Source organism: Flavobacterium sp. W21_SRS_FM6 (genome assembly GCF_052119645.1).
Classification (GTDB): Bacteria; Pseudomonadota; Gammaproteobacteria; order Enterobacterales; family Alteromonadaceae; genus Paraglaciecola.
This window is the reverse complement of sequence record NZ_JBGQOM010000005.1, coordinates 230,231-247,129: the sequence shown is the minus strand read 5'-3', so window position 1 is coordinate 247,129 and position 16,899 is coordinate 230,231. Positions and strand designations below refer to the sequence as shown.

General features: G+C 41.7%; 14 protein-coding genes. 1 reads left to right on the top strand and 13 read right to left on the bottom strand.

Features of this window, described 5'->3' with window-relative positions:
• Window positions 1-12: 12 nt before the first annotated feature.
• From ACEN2L_RS10755 to lrp, 4 genes are all read right to left on the bottom strand, one after another.
• Window positions 13-1,362 carry a replication-associated recombination protein A gene (locus ACEN2L_RS10755; protein WP_441743613.1) on the bottom strand — a complete coding sequence of 450 codons (1,350 nt, stop codon included), beginning with the start codon at window positions 1,360-1,362 and terminating at the stop codon, window positions 13-15.
• Entirely contained in the window at window positions 1,359-1,991 is a 633-nt protein-coding gene (gene lolA / locus ACEN2L_RS10750; RefSeq protein ID WP_441743611.1) for an outer membrane lipoprotein chaperone LolA, read from the bottom strand. The genes ACEN2L_RS10755 and lolA overlap by 4 nt, the downstream gene beginning before the upstream one ends.
• Window positions 1,992-1,997: 6 nt before the next feature.
• Window positions 1,998-4,409 carry a DNA translocase FtsK 4TM domain-containing protein gene (locus tag ACEN2L_RS10745; protein WP_441743609.1) on the bottom strand — a complete coding sequence of 804 codons (2,412 nt, stop codon included), beginning with the start codon at window positions 4,407-4,409 and terminating at the stop codon, window positions 1,998-2,000.
• Between the two features lie 125 nt (window positions 4,410-4,534).
• On the bottom strand, window positions 4,535-5,020 hold the full coding sequence (gene lrp, locus ACEN2L_RS10740; RefSeq protein ID WP_306022235.1) for a leucine-responsive transcriptional regulator Lrp: 486 nt from the start codon (window positions 5,018-5,020) through the stop codon (window positions 4,535-4,537).
• A 139-nt stretch (window positions 5,021-5,159) separates the two neighbouring features.
• Here lrp and ald point away from each other — a divergent pair, with 139 nt between their 5' ends.
• Window positions 5,160-6,293 carry an alanine dehydrogenase gene (gene ald, locus ACEN2L_RS10735; protein WP_441743607.1) on the top strand — a complete coding sequence of 378 codons (1,134 nt, stop codon included), beginning with the start codon at window positions 5,160-5,162 and terminating at the stop codon, window positions 6,291-6,293.
• Window positions 6,294-6,384: 91 nt separating this feature from the next.
• Here ald and pyrF read toward each other — a convergent pair whose 3' ends face one another.
• The 9 genes from pyrF to gyrA form a co-directional block, all read right to left on the bottom strand.
• Entirely contained in the window at window positions 6,385-7,083 is a 699-nt protein-coding gene (pyrF, locus tag ACEN2L_RS10730; protein WP_441743605.1) for an orotidine-5'-phosphate decarboxylase, read from the bottom strand.
• Window position 7,084: 1 nt separating this feature from the next.
• Window positions 7,085-8,254, bottom strand: coding sequence for a lipopolysaccharide assembly protein LapB (gene lapB, locus ACEN2L_RS10725; protein WP_306022232.1), 1,170 nt, complete (start codon window positions 8,252-8,254; stop codon window positions 7,085-7,087).
• Window positions 8,254-8,526: a LapA family protein gene (locus ACEN2L_RS10720; RefSeq protein ID WP_441743603.1), complete on the bottom strand. Its 273-nt coding sequence runs from the start codon at window positions 8,524-8,526 to the stop codon at window positions 8,254-8,256. The genes lapB and ACEN2L_RS10720 overlap by 1 nt, the downstream gene beginning before the upstream one ends.
• Window positions 8,527-8,686: 160 nt before the next feature.
• Complete coding sequence (gene ihfB / locus ACEN2L_RS10715; protein WP_306022230.1) at window positions 8,687-8,968, bottom strand: integration host factor subunit beta; 282 nt, start codon at window positions 8,966-8,968, stop codon at window positions 8,687-8,689.
• Window positions 8,969-9,060: 92 nt separating this feature from the next.
• A complete protein-coding gene (gene rpsA / locus ACEN2L_RS10710; RefSeq protein ID WP_306022248.1) occupies window positions 9,061-10,731 on the bottom strand; it encodes a 30S ribosomal protein S1 in 1,671 nt (556 codons plus the stop codon).
• Window positions 10,732-10,832: 101 nt separating this feature from the next.
• Window positions 10,833-11,531 (bottom strand): (d)CMP kinase, encoded by a 699-nt coding sequence (gene cmk / locus ACEN2L_RS10705; RefSeq protein WP_306022229.1) that lies wholly within the window; start codon window positions 11,529-11,531, stop codon window positions 10,833-10,835.
• A 106-nt stretch (window positions 11,532-11,637) separates the two neighbouring features.
• Window positions 11,638-12,921, bottom strand: coding sequence for a 3-phosphoshikimate 1-carboxyvinyltransferase (aroA, locus tag ACEN2L_RS10700; RefSeq protein WP_441743601.1), 1,284 nt, complete (start codon window positions 12,919-12,921; stop codon window positions 11,638-11,640).
• On the bottom strand, window positions 12,921-14,006 hold the full coding sequence (serC, locus tag ACEN2L_RS10695; protein WP_441743599.1) for a 3-phosphoserine/phosphohydroxythreonine transaminase: 1,086 nt from the start codon (window positions 14,004-14,006) through the stop codon (window positions 12,921-12,923). Before serC ends, aroA begins: the two co-directional genes overlap by 1 nt.
• 127 nt (window positions 14,007-14,133) lie before the next feature.
• Window positions 14,134-16,821, bottom strand: a complete 2,688-nt coding sequence (gyrA, locus tag ACEN2L_RS10690; protein WP_441743597.1) for a DNA topoisomerase (ATP-hydrolyzing) subunit A — start codon at window positions 16,819-16,821, stop codon at window positions 14,134-14,136.
• Between the last annotated feature and the right edge of the window lie 78 nt (window positions 16,822-16,899).

Here is a 16,899-nt window from a genome sequence, read left to right as displayed (position 1 = left end):
TGCACCTTGCATTTATTCATACCTTTTAATTGGGCTCTGATTATTCAATTGATTTAGAAATGCTAATTTTGCTTTTAATTTGATTTCTAGCCCCCTTTCATTGGGCTGGTAGTACTGGGTTTGTTTAAGCTGTTCAGGAAAATAACTTTCTCCAGCTGCGAAAGCATGGGCTTCATCATGGGCATAACGATATTCTGCGCCATACCCTAAGTCTTTCATCAAACTAGTAGGCGCGTTACGTAAATGTTCAGGTACCGGGTAGTCCGCTTGTTCCTTCGCATCTCTAAGTGCTTGTTTAAATGCAACATAAACGGCGTTACTTTTGGGAGCACTGGCGCAATAAATGGTCGCTTGAGCGATAGCCCGCTCTCCTTCTGCAGGGCCAACACGCTGAAATATATCCCAAGCATTTAAACACACTTGCATCGCCCTAGGGTCTGCATTGCCAATGTCTTCGGTAGCAATAGCTAGGAGTCGTCTTGCAATGTACAAAGGGTCGCAACCTGCAACCAACATGCGGGCATACCAGTATAAAGCGCCATCAGGTGAAGAGCCGCGAACCGATTTATGAAAGGCTGAAATCAGGTCGTAGAATTGATCACCTTGTTTATCATACTGAGCGACTTTTTCACCGACGGCCTTTTTAACTAGCTCAACATTAAGTACTTTGTGCTCGAGATCTGCGGGTAAAAAATCAGCACTTAACTCAAGGTAATTAAGCAGCCGCCTAGCATCGCCACCACTTAAGTCTATTAGTAGGCTTTTAGCCGCTGGCTCAATTTGCAGATTAAACTCACCTAAGCCCCATTTTTTGTCGTTTAAAGCGCGGATTAGTACCGCATTTAACTCCGCCTCTGAAAGGCTTTTTAATACATACACCCGTGCACGAGAGAGTAAAGCGCGGTTTAACTCAAATGAAGGATTTTCAGTGGTTGCACCTATAAACGTGACAGTCCCATCTTCGATATAGGGTAAAAAAGCATCTTGCTGGCTTTTATTAAAGCGGTGTACTTCGTCAACAAATAATATCGTACGTTGACCTTGTTCTTGATAACGCTTAGCAGAATCGATGGCTTGACGGATATCTTTAACGCCAGCACTGACCGCTGACAAACGTTCAATGTGCGCATCACAATGTAAGGCAACTAATTCCGCTAAGGTTGTTTTACCTGTACCGGGCGGCCCCCACAAGATCATCGAGTGGCATTGTTTACGTAATAAGGCATGACGCAAAGGAGTATTAGGGCCAATGATATGTTGTTGACCAAAATACTCTTCAACAGTGTTTGGCCGCATCTTTGCGGCCAAAGGTAAAAATGCAGAAGAGTTTACGCTCTGATTAAAGTTAAACTCGCTATTCATTGAGTACGTTGGTCGTCTAGTTCAAAGTTACTGTTGTTTTTGAAGATAAATAATGACTCATTCAATTTGTTATTTTGCTTTATGTCGTTAAACGTCAATGCACTAATTTGCTGCTGACCGTCGACAATTTTCATGGCGACTAATGCGGCTTCATTAAAAGTTAAAATCAATTCAACCACAGTAGCTTGGTCTTCCTTAGGTGTAATACTAAATTCATTATTATCTTCACTAACGTTAAAATCATCCCAAGCAGCGCCATTAGGATTGGTCAGCAAAATTAGCGGATTATTATCAATGGCAGCATTTTGATTAACAGCAACTACTTGCTCCATAAAAGGGTCGATTTGCCACAGTGTTTGACCATCAGCAATTAACTCACTTTCATTGGGAGCATATAGCTGCCAATAAAGCTTATTTGGGTACTGCAGCGCAATGCGCCCTGTCGCTTCTTGTAACACGGTGTTTTGAGCATCAGTCACTCGTTGATTAAATTGTGCCTCAAAGGTGTGTAATTGCGTAAGCCTTTGTTTCAATAGTAGCGAAGCATCTACTGAACCAGCAAAAACCTGCGTGCTGATAACTGTGATCATACAAACTGCGATGCGTATCACTTTGCTAGATTTAAACATGTATTATTAATCTCGTGGTGGTGCGGCCGCGAGTACTTCACGACTGCCATTGTGACCTGGTGGTGTTACGACGCCACTTTGTTCCATTTGTTCAACTAAACGCGCCGCTCTATTGTAACCAATTCTAAATTTTCGCTGCACGCTAGACACTGACGCTCGGCGTGATTCAGTCACAAAGGCCACTGCCTCGTCATAAAATGCATCAAACTCTTGATCTTCGCCTTCAGCTTGTTCGCCGGGTAATAATATTTCAGCGTTTGCATCACCATTGAGTATTTCATCAATATATTGCGGTGCTCCACGTTTTTTCCAGTCAGCGACCACCGCATGTACTTCATGATCATCAACAAACGCACCATGCACTCGAGTAGGTACACCTGTGCCGGGCGGTAAATACAGCATATCCCCCATACCTAATAAAGCTTCAGCGCCTTGCTGATCGAGGATAGTTCTTGAATCAATTTTTGATGATACTTGAAAAGCGATACGGGTAGGAATATTAGCCTTTATAAGCCCAGTAATAACATCAACCGAGGGACGTTGGGTGGCAAGAATTAGATGAATACCAGCCGCCCTCGCTTTCTGTGCGATACGAGCAATGAGTTCTTCCACTTTTTTACCGACTATCATCATCATGTCGGCAAATTCATCCACTACTACAACAATAGCAGGGAGCTTTTCCAAAAATGGGGCTTCGGTAAGCATACTTTCTTCAAATCGCCACAAAGGGTCTCGAATAGGCTCACCATCAGCAATTGCTTGTTTCACTTTTTGGTTGTAACCCTTTAAGTTACGCACTCCAAGTGCTGACATTAACTTGTAGCGCCGCTCCATTTCACCTACACACCAGCGCAGAGCATTCGCAGCTTCTTTCATATCAGTGACAACTTCCGCCAATAAATGCGGAATCCCTTCATAAACAGAAAGTTCTAACATTTTGGGGTCAATCATGATCATACGCACATCTTCGGGCGTTGATTTGTAAAGCAAACTAAGGATCATGACATTGACGCCCACAGACTTACCCGAGCCAGTTGTACCAGCCACGAGTAAATGAGGCATTTTAGCCAAATCAACCACAACGGGTTCACCCGAAATATCTGCGCCTAATACCATAGTCAATGCAGAATCGGCTGACTGAAACACATCACAACTTATCACTTCGCTTAATCGAACCATGTCGCGATTTTTATTTGGCAATTCTAGACCAATAACAGATTTACCTGGTATCACCTCCACCACGCGCACCGACATAGCAGACATCGCGCGCGCTAAATCTTTAGACAAAGTGGATATTTTGCTGACTTTCACACCGGGCGCTAATTCCATTTCAAAACGGGTAATAACCGGTCCTGGATACACTCCAACCACGTTAGCCTCAATATTAAAATCCGCTAATTTCTCTTCCAACAAGCGTGAAACAATTTCGAGTTCTTCAGGAGTAATAGGATTTTTAATCTTATCAGCGCGCTGCAATAAATCAAAAGAGGGTAAAGGTTGTGAGAGATCTGTTTCATCCGTAGTTTCTTCACTAACATCAGTTTGGCTTACAGGCGCAGTGACAACTTTAGTTTTGCGCGCCTCATTAACCTTGGCGCGAATTTCGTTCGCTGATTGAATATGGGGCTCAGACTCTTGTGGATCATCAAATACATCGTCAGGAATAAAAATCTTGGGTTCACTGCGTGTGTTTACCTCGTTTTTAGCATCCACTTTAGACTTAGTAAAGGGTGAACTAATAACAGGTTTTGTCGCTACAAACTTTTCTGCAGAATCATCTTCGTTTGCTTCTTTACTAGTAAAATTGAGTAAAGGTACGGTAGATTGTTTGATTTTACTGGGCGTGCGATAAATCAGCTTGCCAGCCGCAATGGTAATTGCACCTAGCTTATCCACGATGCTTAACCAGGAAATACCGCTGACTAAGGTAAAGCCTGTACAAAAAAAGCATAGCAACAATAAAGTGGTACCCACCACACTAAAATAAGGAACAAGGGCGGTACTCATGACGTCCCCCACCAAACCGCCAGCAGAATAACTGTATATATCGTCAATATTCATGCTTAGTAGACCCGTAGCACCCAATACCAACAACAACACACCTATAATTCTTAGCCCAATAGTAAGGTAATCAATTTCTAAGATACTTTTAGTTTGTTGAAATAAAAACCATCCCAAGAAAGCCGCGCAAAAAGGTAAACCATAAGCGAAAGCGCCAAGTGTAAAAAATAATATGTCGGCAAACCACGCGCCAATAGGACCTACCCAATTATGCACATCACTTTGCAAACCGGCTTGGCTCCAACCAGGATCGGCTGGATGAAATGAGGATAAGGCCAATAAAATGAAAAAGGCAAATGCACAGCTCAGCATCATGCCTACTTCCATTATCCTTTGAATACCAGTTAGTCGCGCCATAGTTCCAATTATCGTTTATATGTACATCTACAAATTTAAGAAAGCTAAGATACCAGTGCAAACTTCAAAATCCTAGCTAAGCCAATGCTTTCGCTGGTTATTTCACCAAATTTAATAAATCATGGCTATTTGAGACTAATTTTTACCTGCATTGATTCTTTAATTTCTTCCATCACCACGTAAGTTCGAGATTCACTCACACCGGGTAATCTGAGCAGGGTGTCGCCTAATAATTTACGATAACTCGACATATCAGCCACTCGAGCCTTTAGCAAAAAATCAAAATTGCCTGAAACTAGGTGACATTCTTGAATATCTTCTTGGGTTCTCACCGCAGCAGAAAAGTCTTCGAAAATATCGACTGAAGTTTTTACTAAGGTTATTTCAACAAAGACCAGCATAGACGCGCCCAGTTTTGTTGGGTCGACTCTGGCATGATAGCCCTTGATGTAACCTTGCTGCTCTAACCTTTTTACTCTTTCTAAACAAGGACTTGCACTAAGCCCTACTTTAGTCGCTAAGTCAGTATTAGATATTTTTCCATTCTTTTGTAATTCGATTAGGATGTTTCTATCGATCCTATCTAGGTGTTTAGGCGTTTTGATGAGCATATTAAATTCTGCAAAATCACTATTTATCAATATATTATACTTATTGCTATTTAATTACAGGATAAATTTCTAACAAAGTTCGCCTATACTGCCGCTGCAAAATTAAACCCAAACTCTATCCAACTGAAAAGGCGAAACTATGTTAATTGGTGTACCAAAAGAAATAAAAAACCATGAATATCGTGTTGGCTTAACCCCGGCCGCCGTTAAAGAATTCGTGACCTTCTCTCATGAAGTTTGGGTAGAAACTAATGCTGGTAGCGCCATTGGCTTTACTGACGAAGAATACATTGCCGCCGGAGCGAAGATAATTGCCGACGCGCCAACTATTTTTACAAGTGCAGACATGATTGTAAAAGTAAAAGAGCCACAGGAAAATGAATGCCTTATGTTACGTAAAGGCCAGACTCTTTATACATATTTGCACTTAGCGCCAGACCCTAAACAGACTAAATTGTTAGTAGAATCAGGTGCCACGTGCATCGCTTATGAGACCGTAACCGATATCAAAAATGGCTTACCTTTACTTGCTCCTATGAGTGAAGTAGCCGGCCGTATGGCTGTCCAGGCGGGTGCACACTACTTAGAAAAAGCCCATGGCGGTAGCGGTACTTTACTCGGTGGCGTACCTGGCGTTGCCCCCGGCAAAGTATTGATTATAGGTGGTGGAGTGGTAGGAACTAATTCTGCTAAAATGGCTTTAGGTCTCGGTGCTGATGTGACGATTCTTGATCGATCACTTCCCCGTTTACGAGAGTTAGATGATATTTTTGATGGTCGTCTTAAAACCGTATTTTCTACTGTAGACGCAATAGAGTATTACTCTAGTAAAGCGGACCTAGTGATTGGTGCCGTTTTAATTCCTGGCGCTGCCGCGCCAAAACTCTTAAGCCATGAACATATTAAAAATATGAAAGAAGGATCTGTCGTTGTAGACGTGGCCATTGACCAAGGTGGATGTTTCGAAACATCAAAAGCAACGACTCACCAAGAACCCGTTTATACCGTTGACGGCGTAGTTCATTATTGTGTTGCTAATATGCCTGGTGGCGTTGCTAGGACCTCAACAATGGCGTTGAACAATGCCACATTGCCATTTGGTTTGGCCTTGGCTAATAAAGGACCCAAACAAGCCATGTTAGACAACCCGCATCTACTTAATGGCTTGAATGTTTATCAAGGAAAGGTGACCTACAAAGCAGTGACCGATGCCTTAGGCAAAACGTTAAACTTGGAATACATGGATGCAAAAACAGCGCTAGAGACTCTGTAATAACAATAGGTATAACCGATATCCATAAAGTTAAAAATGAAGGCCGCTTTGTAAGCGGCCTTTTCGTTTTCTATTGAGGTGATACACCATACTAATCCACAAGGGTATTATTGATCTCAATTAATGTCGCTAAGGGATCGAGGGCTTGAGTAATTGGACGACCAACAACCAAATAATCAGAACCGGCTATCACCGCTTCTCTTGGCGTCATAATTCTCATTTGATCGCCTTTGTCACTCCCTGCTGGTCTGATTCCTGGAGTGACTAAAACAAAGTCCTGACCGAGTTCTTGTTTTAACATGCTCGCTTCTTGGGCGGAGCATACAACTCCGTCTAAGCCACTCGATTTAGTTAATTTTGCTAAATTCATCACTTGCTGAGTTGGTGAAACAGTAATGCCGATCGCATTCAACTGCGCTTGATCCATACTGGTTAAGACTGTTACTGCAATCAACAGTGGTCTTTCGTTGCCAAACTGCTCCAAGCCTTTTGCAGCCTGCTCCAGCATAAGAGGACCGCCAGAAGCATGAACATTCACCATCCATACACCAAGATCGGCCGCGGCAACACAGGCTTTAGCGACGGTATTGGGGATATCATGGAACTTAAGATCTAAGAATACGTTAAAGTCTTTTTTGATTAAATATGTGACAAAATCAGGTCCGAAATGCGTAAACATTTCCTTGCCAACCTTCAATTTACACAAACTTGGCTCAACTTTGTCGATAAAGTTATAGGCCTTTTTAACATCGTCAAAATCTAATGCAACGACAATTTTCGGTTCTACCATACTATTCACCATCTAAACCTTTAATGGGCTTTACCACTCCCCACTTTTTACAAGATGGGCATAACCAGTGTAATTGACTGCCAGAAAAACCACAGCTATGACAACGGTATTTGGGTCTTAACTTGATTTGTTCTTCAACTAATTCTTTTAACAGTCGAAGACTATTTGTAGAATTTTCATCCTCTTGTTGCTCGATATACAAACCCATCAGCGTCTTGAAGCCTTTCATGGTGGGATGCGTTCTAAGTTGGCCAAGTAACAATTCTGCAGCTTTAACAGATGATTCATCCTTGGCGACCAACTTAACTTTAGCCAAATAAGCTGTAGCACATTGCTCCCAATACAAATCAAGAATGCCGCTCAGCTTGCGTTCGTCACCCAGTTTCTCACTGCATTTCTCTATTAATGGGATTGCCTCAGAAAGCCAAGTAATGTCACGCATGGGTACCTGCGATAGGTGTTCGATTGCTAATTCATACTGCTCTTTTTGAATCGCTAACTCGCCCAACATTAACCAAGGTCTAACGGTTTTTTCATCAACTTTAATGGCTTGTTTTAAGTAGTCTTCCGCTGCACTCAAATTGTCTTTACGCCATTCGATTAGAGCCTGTTCACAATAAAAATGTGCAACCCGTGCGCACAACTCATCACTGTCGCCTCCGGCGTTTATCATGTTTTCGGCTAACTCAATTGCCCTACCCCATTCTTTGGTGGTTTGATAAATGTTAAACAGCTGAGTTTGTGCTTCGACAAAATGTTTTTCACTGTTGAGTAATTGTAAAAAAGCATTTTCAGCACGCTCTAAAAAACCTGCCAATACATAGTCTCTACCTAATTCTTTTAACGCTGACTCTCTTTGACTGGCGGATATTTCATCTTTGCTAACAAGATTTTGATGAACACGAATAGCACGATCTAATTCACCGCGATGTCTGAAAAATTTTCCCATGGCAATATGGGTTTCAACTGTGTCACTATCCAAATCAATCATCTTGATTAGCGTATCTACGGCCTTGTCTGGCTCGTCAGATAAGAGAAAATTGAGACCACGGTAATAGTGTTTGGATAAAATACTGGATTGTTTACGCTGCGCTTGGCGTACACTATTTCTGCCCATTACCCAACCATACCCGGCGGCAACAGGTAACAACAAAAATAACAGTTCTAGCATTAGGAATCAGTATTCCTTTGTTGCAGTTTCTTGTTTTGACGATTCACTAAGGCCATTTTCCATTTCAACCGTAATATGTAAGGCAAAATACTCAACAAGCAAACAAATACCCCTAACAAAAATGATGCGGCTAAAACATAGGATAACTTGATCTCAGATTTAGCAATCAAATAGTGAAGTAATACAAGATGACCATTGTAAGAGCCAATAAAACTGGCTATAACAAGCAGGATCAGTATAGCAATAAGTATTAATAAGCCTTTAACTTTCATTGTTACCTATAAGAATTGAGTAAAACATTGTTAAATCTGCGGGATTAATAACCGGCTAAACGATAATGCTTTAAAGAATAATGAATTGTTTTCTACTGTAACAAAAACGGCACCCAAATTGGAGTGCCGTTTAATAAGAATTCAATAAAAACTGTTACTACTAAAATTCATTTACTCGTTCGCGTAACTCTTTACCTGGTTTGAAATGAGGGACGTATTTACCGTCCAACTTCACAGTCTCACCTGTTTTAGGATTACGGCCAACTCGTGGAGCACGGAAATGCAAAGAAAAACTGCCAAAGCCACGTATTTCAATGCGCTCACCTTTTTGTAAGGTTTGTGCCATTTGTTCGAGTATTTCCTTTATAGCCAATTCAACATCTTTGGCCGGAATATGACGTGCTTTATCGGCGAGTCTTTCGATAAGTTCTGATTTGGTCATATAACCTCTCCGTTAATCAAAAAAACTGTTATTTCCGATATTAAAGTGCGCAGCAACTAATGTAAAACTAATTGTACGCACTCACACTTATATTAGTCGTTTTTAGCTGCTTTGAAAGCGTCAGCAAAAGCGTTAGTGAAAGTCACTTCTTCTTGCTGGTTCACTTTATCAATTGCATCTTTCTCATCAGCTTGATCTTTCGCTTTAACAGAAAGGTTTACGATGCGGTTCTTACGATCAACACCCATAAACTTAGCTTCGATTTCAGAACCAACGCTTACTACTTCAGAAGCATCTTCAACTCTTTCGCGTGCTAGGTCAGCGGCACGAATATAGCCTTCTACTTCATCTGCCAATTTAACAGATACACCTTTAGCATCAACTGCAGTTACTGTACCAGTAACGATTGTGCCTTTTTTGGTGTCAGTCAAATATTGATTGAATGGGTCTTCCTCGATTTGCTTAACGCCTAAAGAGATACGCTCGCGCTCAGGGTCAACTTGTAATACAACAGCTGAGATTTCGTCACCTTTTTTGTAGTCACGAACAGCTTCTTCACCTGTTTTATTCCAAGAAATATCAGACAAATGCACCAAACCATCTATGCCGCCATCAAGACCGATGAATATACCGAAGTCAGTGATAGATTTGATTTTGCCCGAAACTTTATCGCCCTTGCTTTGAGCCTTAGCGAATTCTTCCCATGGGTTAGGAATACATTGCTTAAGACCAAGAGAAATACGACGACGCTCTTCATCAATTTCAAGAACCATAACTTCAACCACATCACCTAAGTTAACCACTTTAGATGGGTGAATGTTTTTGTTGGTCCAATCCATTTCAGAAACGTGTACTAAACCTTCAACACCGTCTTCGATTTCTACGAAGCAGCCGTAATCAGTTAGGTTAGTGACAGCACCGCTTAATTTAGCACCTTCAGGGTAACGGTTAGCAATTTCTTGCCACGGATCGTTGCCCATTTGCTTCATACCAAGAGATACGCGAGACTTATCTTTGTCAAATTTCAATACTTTAACATTGATTTCATCACCAACATTTACAACTTCACTTGGATGTTTAACACGTTTCCAAGCCATGTCGGTAATGTGAAGTAGACCATCAACACCGCCTAAATCTACGAATGCGCCGTAGTCAGTAAGGTTCTTAACGATACCTTTAACTTCATGACCTTCTTCAAGGTTAGCAAGTAATGAATCACGTTCTGCACTGCTTTCTGCTTCGATTACAGCACGACGAGAAACAACAACGTTGTTACGTTTTGCATCAAGTTTAATAACTTTAAATTCTAATTCTTTGCCTTCTAGATGCGCAGTATCACGTACTGGACGAACATCTACTAATGAACCAGGTAAGAATGCACGCACTGTGTTCACTTCTACTGTAAAACCACCTTTAACTTTACCGTTAATAATACCTATGATGGTTTTCTTTTGAGTATACGCTTCTTCTAATTCAACCCACGCTTCATGACGTTTAGCTTTTTCGCGAGATAGAATTGTTTCACCGAAGCCATCTTCAATAGCGTCTAGTGCAACATCAATTTTATCACCAACAGCGATATCTAAACTGCCGTCTGCATTTCTGAACTGCTCAACAGGAATAGCACTTTCAGATTTCAAACCGGCGTCTACCAATACGATGTCTTTATCAATAGAGACGATAGTACCTTTAACGATAGAACCAGGACGGGTTTCGAGTTCTTTCAAACTCTCTTCGAATAGTTGAGCAAAATTTTCAATCATAGTTTTCAATAGTTTCTTTAATTGACAGCCACATTACAATCCAGTTAACGCGGGGTTGTTATTCATAGCCAATGTCATCCTGACGTCGGCAAATTTACGGTTTACAGAGTTTTATGAACAGAAGTTTCAGTTAACTTCAAATCAATAAATTCCTCAATCTTTTCAATTACTTGATTTACAGATAAGTCCGTAGAATCAATAATTAATGCGTCATCGGCAGCCACAAGAGGAGCAACACTTCTGTTGGCGTCTCGTTCATCACGAGCCTTGATGTCTTCCAAAAGGCGCGATATGCTAACACCGTGACCAGCATCTTTCAACTGATTAAAGCGTCTAGAGGCCCTTTCTTCAGCGCTTGCAGTTAAGAATATTTTTACCTGGGCGTTTGGGAAAACCACTGTGCCCATGTCTCTACCATCGGCAACAAGGCCTGGCGATTGTTTAAATGCCCGCTGACGTCGTAACAAGGCTTCTCTTACTGCTGGTAATGATGCAATTTGAGATGCAACAGCACCCACTTCCTCGGTCCGAATTGCGTCAGAGACATCTTCTCCCTCTAACATAATTCTGGTGCCAAATTCCGAGGTTTCAAAATTAACATCAAGACTGGTTGCCAAAGGTAACAAGCCTGCTTCGTCATCAGCTGGAATTTGATGATGAATAGAAGCAATGGCTAATACCCGATAAATTGCGCCGCTATCTAAAAAATGCCAACCAAGCTTTTTGGCTAGTAAGACACTAATAGTTCCTTTACCAGCACCACTGGGTCCATCCACAGTTATTATGGGTTCAGAATACATGCCCTCTCCTGAGTGGTGAAAATCGGGCGCAATTATACGCATTGCCCAGTTATAAGCAATGACACTAATGCTGCAGAAAAAATTATTAGCCGTGTTTGAACGTTAATTAATCACTGCATATGGTGGCAAACCGGCTAAAGTAGTCTGGAAATGTTTTCGCGGTGCAGCCAGGATCATTAATAGTCACCGCAGTATCACTAAGTGCAACTAAGGAAAAACACATTGCTACTCGATGATCGTTATAGGTATCAATTGCGGCATGAGTCAGTTTGACCGGAGGCGTTATAGAAATATAGTCATGTCCTTCTTCTACTGTCGCTCCCACTTTTCGTAATTCACAACTCATTGCAGCTAGGCGGTCAGTTTCTTTGACCCGCCAATTATAAATATTTCGGATTGTCGTTGGACCGGTAGCGAATAATGCGGTGGTAGCGATAGTCATCGCAGCATCTGGAATGTGATTTAAGTCTAAATCCACACCGTGCAAAGGTGCACCTTCAACTTCAATATAATCATCTCCCCATGAAATATGAGCGCCCATTTTTTCAAGTACATCAGCAAATCTCACGTCGCCTTGAATACTGGTTTTGCCAACCCCAGTCACTTTGACCTTACCACCTTTAATTGCGCCCGCCGCAAGAAAATACGACGCAGATGAGGCATCCCCTTCAACTAAAAATTTGCCTGGCGATTGATATTGCTGATTACCTTTAACTTTAAATGCTTGATAGTTTTCATTTTCGACTTCAATACCAAACTTTGCCATAGTATCAAGGGTAATATCGATATAGGGTTTAGAAACCAACTCCCCTTTGATTTGAATACGTGAGTCACCAGTAAATAAAGGAGCAGCCATTAGTAAGGCAGTCAAAAACTGACTTGAAACACTGCCATCTACACTGATATCACCGCCTTTTAGCGGTATTCCTTGAATACTTAGAGGTGGATAGCCCTTACTTTTTAAGTAGGTAATTTGTGCTCCTGCTTGCTCTAATGAGTCAACAAGGGCACCAATAGGGCGCTCTTCCATTCTGGGTTCACCAGTTAATTCAAACCGACCGTGACTACATGCAAGTGCGGCACATAAAGGACGCATTGCTGTACCCGCATTGCCTAAAAATAAACTTAGCTCTTGGCCTGTGTTAAACACGCCTTCATTGCCTGTTACCCAACATTCTGTCTTATCAGACGACAAGCGATATTGAATACCTAATGCAGTCAAGGCAGTCAGCATGTGGTGTATATCTTCACTGTCTAATAAATTCGTTAAATGCGTCTCGCCTTTGGCAAGTGCAGCAAGTAATAAAGCTCGGTTCGATAGACTCTTGGAACCCGGTACATTTACAGTACCTGATACATGTTTTATCGGCTCTAATAGCAATTGTTCCATTAACCATGACTCCTAGCAAATTCGCGCATAAATTCTGTTAACACCTTAACCCCTTCTAGTGGCATTGCGTTATATATACTCGCTCGCATACCGCCCACTATTCGATGTCCTTTTAAAGCTCGTAAACCCGCTTTTTCTGCTTCACTTAAAAAAAGAGCATCAAGTGTAGGGTCGGCTAAATGGAAGACTACATTCATTCTTGAGCGATAATCTGCATGCACATGATTTAGAAAAAAATCTGAGCCATCAATGCAGTCATACAAATGCGCGGCTTTTTGGTTATTTATTTTTTCTATTGCTGCGACTCCACCTTTCGCTTTTAACCATTTAAATACCAGTCCTGCTAAGTACCACGCATAAGTAGGTGGTGTATTATACATTGACTGAAAATTAGCCATGGTCTTGTAATGCATGAAAGACGGGGTAGTATTTCGCGCTTGGTCCAATAATTCGTTGCGAACTAACACAACAGACAAGCCTGAGGGACCAATATTCTTTTGCGCACCGGCATAAATTACACCAAATTTAGACACGTCAATTTCTTTTGATAAAATACACGAAGACATATCAGCGACTAATGGTACATTGCCGCTATCTGGCAACCAGTTGATCTCCATACCTTCTACGGTTTCATTTGGACAATAATGATAATAGGCAAGACTCTGATCAATCTCCGCAGCGTTAATTTCAGGCACTAAGGCTAAACCTTGTTCAATCACTGAGCGCCCTATAACTTGGGCGTTAAGATATTTACTGCCTTCTTTGTGAGCTCCTTCTGACCATGAGCCATTGATTAAATACGCTGCTGATTGATCTGCATGTGCTAAGTTTTGTGGTACCGCTGAAAATTGACCGCGACCGCCACCGTGAGCAAAAAGCACTGCATAATCTTTAGGCACGTTAAGTAAGTCCCGAAGATCCTGCTCTGACTGTTCTGCAAGCGCGATAAATTCTTTACTACGATGGCTAATTTCCATCACTGAACAACCTAATCCCTGCCAATTAATGAACTCAGCTTGTGCCTGTTGCATAACCTCTGTTGGCAACATCGCGGGACCTGCACAAAAATTAAATATATCTGACATTTGCTTCCTATTTAGCCCTAATACAAACAAAACGAGTGGCACAAGCCACTCGTTTTTACTCTGGAATTCGATTATTAAAGTTTAATATTCGATTTGACAGTGTTTTTATAGAAGAATTAACGCTGTCTTATTCAGCGTCGCTTCCTTCTTCGGTGTCTGGCGCGATACTGTCAGCGTCAGAGGTCTCTACTTCATTATCAACATCTTCAAAGTCGCCTAATTCAGCTTCTTCTATTTCATCAATACGTTGTAAACCGACAACATGTTCACCCTCAATGGTACGAATTAAGCGAACACCTTGAGTATTACGGCCAACAGTAGACACTTCACTCACGCGTGTTCTCACTAACGTACCTTGGTCACTGATCAACATGATTTCGTCGCTTTCGTTAACCTGAACCGCGCCAACTACTTTACCATTTCGCTCAGATACTTTGATTGAAACGACACCTTGGGTCGCGCGACTCTTAGCTGGGTAATCTTGCACCGGAGTACGTTTACCAAAACCGTTTTCTGTTGCGGTTAATATCGCACCTTCACCGTTTGGTACGATCAACGATACAACTCGCTGACCATATTGCAATCTGATACCACGAACACCAGTAGCGGTTCTACCCATTGGGCGTAAGGCTAATAATTCTTCGCCAGTTTCTGGATCGAGTTTGACTTCACCGGTTTCAGCGTCACGTTGTTTCTCATTAAATCTAACAACTTTACCCGCGTCAGAGAACAACATGATGTCATTGGTACCATTAGTAATATCGACGCCAATAAGTTCATCACCGTCATTTAAATTAACCGCAATAATACCGTTCGAACGAGGACGGGAGTATTCCACTAATGGAGTTTTCTTCACCGTTCCGTTGGCAGTTGCCATCAATACATATTTACCTTCTTCAAACTCTTTGATTGGTAAAATAGCAGTGATGCGCTCGTTTTCTTCCAAAGGTAATATGTTGATGATAGGACGACCACGCGCGTTTCGACTAGCCAGTGGTAGTTGATAGACTTTCAACCAATACAAGCGGCCACGTGTTGAGAAACACAATATATGATCATGGGTATTGGCGACTAATAACTTCTCGATGAAATCTTCGTCTTTCATCTTAGTGGCTGATTTACCACGACCGCCACGACGCTGAGATTCATAATCGTTGAGTTTTTGATACTTAACATAACCTTCGCGAGACAAGGTGACGACCACTTCTTCTTGCTCGATCAAATCTTCGATATCAATATCGTGAGATGCAGAGGTTATTTCGGTACGACGAGCATCGCCATATTCGTCACGAACTTTCTCTAATTCTTCACGAATGACTTCCATTAAACGCTCAGGACTCGCAAGAATGTGCAACAATTCAGCAATGATATTTAGTAATTCTTTGTATTCATCGAGAATCTTATCGTGTTCTAAACCCGTTAATTTATTTAAACGTAAATCCAAAATCGCTTGAGCTTGTTGCTCAGTTAGGTAATACAAACCTTCACGAATGCCGAATTGCGGTTCTAGCCAATCAGGACGCGCGGCATTATCGCCGGCTCTTTCAAGCATTTCAGCGACATCACCTAAAGACCAACCTTGTGCGGTTAAACCTATTTTAGCCTCTGCAGGGCTCTTGGATGCTTTAATTAACGCAATGATAGGATCAATATTGACTAAGGCTATCGCCAAGCCTTCTAATATATGAGCCCGTTCACGTGCTTTTTTAAGCTCGTATACCGTTCGTCTGGTGACCACTTCTCGGCGATGTAAAATAAACGCCTTCAAAATGTCCATCAGGTTCATAACTTTAGGCTGAGTTTTGTCTAATGCCACCATATTGATACCAAACACAGTTTGCATTTGTGTTTGTGTGTATAAATGGTTAAGTAATACTTCAGCAGACTCGTTACGACGTACTTCAACTACTATACGCATACCATCTTTGTCAGATTCGTCACGTAACGCAGAAATGCCTTCAATTTTTTTCTCTTTAACAAGCTCGGCTATTTTTTCAATTAAACGTGCTTTATTAACCTGATACGGAATTTCATGAACGATGATGGTTTCTTTGCCATTGGCTTCGGTTTCAATTTCCGCTCGAGCGCGCATGTATATCTTGCCACGCCCTGTTCTGTAGGCATCATCGATTCCTTTTCTACCGCTGATAATAGCTGCGGTTGGAAAATCTGGACCTGGGATATAGGTCATCAACTCATCAATTGTTAATTCAGGGTTATCAACAAGAGCGATACAACCATTGACCACTTCAGTTAAGTTGTGAGGCGGAATATTGGTGGCCATGCCTACAGCTATACCCGACGAACCATTGACAAGCAGATTCGGCACTCTAGTAGGAAGGACCTCAGGGATCATTTCCTGACCGTCATAGTTGGGCACAAAGTTAACCGTTTCTTTGTCTAGATCAGCCAGCAATTCATGGGCGATTTTGGCCATTCGGATTTCGGTATAACGCATTGCTGCCGCGGAGTCACCATCGACCGAGCCGAAGTTTCCTTGACCATCAACCAACATGTACCTTAAAGAGAACGGCTGCGCCATACGAACAATTGTATCGTAAACCGCTGAGTCACCATGTGGGTGGTATTTACCTATAACATCACCCACCACACGGGCAGATTTTTTGTAAGGTTTATTGAAATCATTTTTGAGCTCATTCATGGCAAATAAAACGCGGCGATGTACCGGTTTCAAACCATCTCGCACGTCAGGCAGCGCCCTGCCTACAATAACGCTCATCGCATAATCAAGATAAGAGTTTTTTAGTTCTTCTTCGATATTTACTGGAAGAATTTCTTGGGCGTTATCAGTCATATACAGCCTTGTCCCTAGTCATTATTATTGGAGTATTAATTGAGAAGTTTTCGCGTTATATCTACTAAGCTAGGATTT